This window comes from Synechococcus sp. R3-13 (assembly GCF_047462195.1).
Taxonomy (GTDB): Bacteria; Cyanobacteriota; Cyanobacteriia; order Thermostichales; family Thermostichaceae; genus Thermostichus.
The window spans coordinates 1-1,643 of sequence record NZ_JANSIO010000294.1 but is presented as its reverse complement, the minus strand read 5'-3'; the positions used below and the strand labels follow the sequence as shown (position 1 = coordinate 1,643).

The following is a 1,643-nucleotide window of genomic DNA, read 5'->3' as shown; positions in this document are numbered from 1 at the left end:
TGAGCTTATTATTGACTAGAGTCATGCTCCTCAGCGACGTTTCCCTTGCCCTCGGCACCCAGACCACCGGCTTTTTGGGTACGGTGCGCTACGCCTCTCCCGAACAGGTGCGCGGGGAAGCCTTGGATGCCCGCTCGGATATCTACTCGCTTGGCGTAGTGCTCTACCGCATGTTGACCGGGCAACACCCCCTCCAGCCGAAGAGCGATTCTTTCCCCGGCTGGTACGAGGCCCACAATTACCAACAGCCTCAGCCCTTCGATCGCTCGAATTTGCCCTATGAGATTCCGCTGGAGCTGGAACAGGTGGTGCTCTCCTGTCTGGCCAAAGATCCCGACCAGCGGCCCCAAGATATGAAGGTTCTCAGCGCCCAATTGGAGGGATCCCTGCACTCCCAGAGCGCTGCCAGCTCTTCCCTCGCGCCCCCCCCAACCGCACCCATCTTCTCCGAGCGCACCCTGGCGGCGGTGGATGCAGGGCAGTCGGGCACACACCTGCTCAGTACCCAGGCAGAGCCCGAGGCCAAGCTGTTTCCCCTCTGGGCTGGGATAGCCCTTTTTGTTGTCATTGCGGGGAGCACCTTCTGGGGCCTGCGTCTGCTGTTGGATCCGGGCCCAGGCAGGGAAAAACTGCCTGCTGTCCCTGAACGACCTGATACCCATCGCGTCGGCGGCTCCGAGCGGGATCCCTCAGCCACTCCTGAACCTCTGCTGGACTGGCTGCCGCGGGATCCGGAGGGTGAACTGGTGTTTGAGGATGATCCCGCCCCCGATCCGGGAATCGGTGAGTCTGCAAGCGAGCCCACACCCAGGCCAGCGGCAACTCCAGAGGCAGTGTCCTCTACCCCTCAGCCCCCTGCTCCAACTCGGCAGGTGTCCCCTCCCACTCCAGCCCCTGCTGTGCCTCCACCCCGACCGGTTGCAGTGCCCACGCCCGCTGCTCCACCTTCTCCAGCCCCTGTCCCAGCCAAACCTCTCCCGCCGCCGCCCATCAACCAACCTTTGTTTCCCCAAGTGAACCGGGTTGCTCCAACTTCTGCTCCCCTTGCAGCCCCTCCAACCCAACCTCCCACCCCTGGCTTTCTGGAGCGATTGCGCGAGGAGCGAGAACGCTTGGGGAAAGACTAGGCGCAAAAAAGGGATCCCCAAGGATCCCTTCGCAAACAGAGACATAGGGCTAGTCTTCGATGGGATCCCCCGTCAAGGGATCCCAGAACAGGTGGAGTCAGGCGGCAGCCAGCCGGGCATTGGCGGCATCCCAGTTCACCAAGTGCTCCAGGTAGGCATTGATGAAGTCAGGCCGCCGGTTTTGGTAATCCAGGTAGTAGGCGTGCTCCCACACATCCAAAGTGAGCAGGGGCGTTTGGCCGTGAACCAGCGGATTTTCGGCATTGGGGGTTTTGGTAACCTTCAGGGTGCCGTTGTCCAGCACCAGCCAGGCCCAACCGCTGCCAAATTGGGTGGCGGCTGCCGTCTTGAAAGCCTCGACAAACTTGTCGTAGCTGCCGAAATCGGCGTTGATCTTGTCGGCAATAGGCCCGGTAGGCGCACCTCCCCCGCCCGGCTTCATGGATTCCCAGAAAAAGGTGTGGTTCCAAACTTGGGCGGCATTGTTGAAGATACCCACTTTGCTGGGATCCCCAA

At 61.5% G+C, this 1,643-nt stretch carries 2 protein-coding genes; one reads left to right on the top strand and one right to left on the bottom strand.

Annotated elements, in window-relative coordinates; genetic code table 11:
- Positions 1-1,127, top strand: a 1,127-nt coding sequence (locus NW856_RS09190; RefSeq protein WP_414399923.1) for a serine/threonine protein kinase, incomplete at its 5' end; no start/stop codon positions are given.
- A gap of 97 nt (positions 1,128-1,224) precedes the next feature.
- Here the strand turns inward: NW856_RS09190 and NW856_RS09185 are convergent.
- A partial coding sequence (locus tag NW856_RS09185; protein WP_414399922.1) for a superoxide dismutase occupies positions 1,225-1,643 on the bottom strand: 419 nt, incomplete at its 5' end.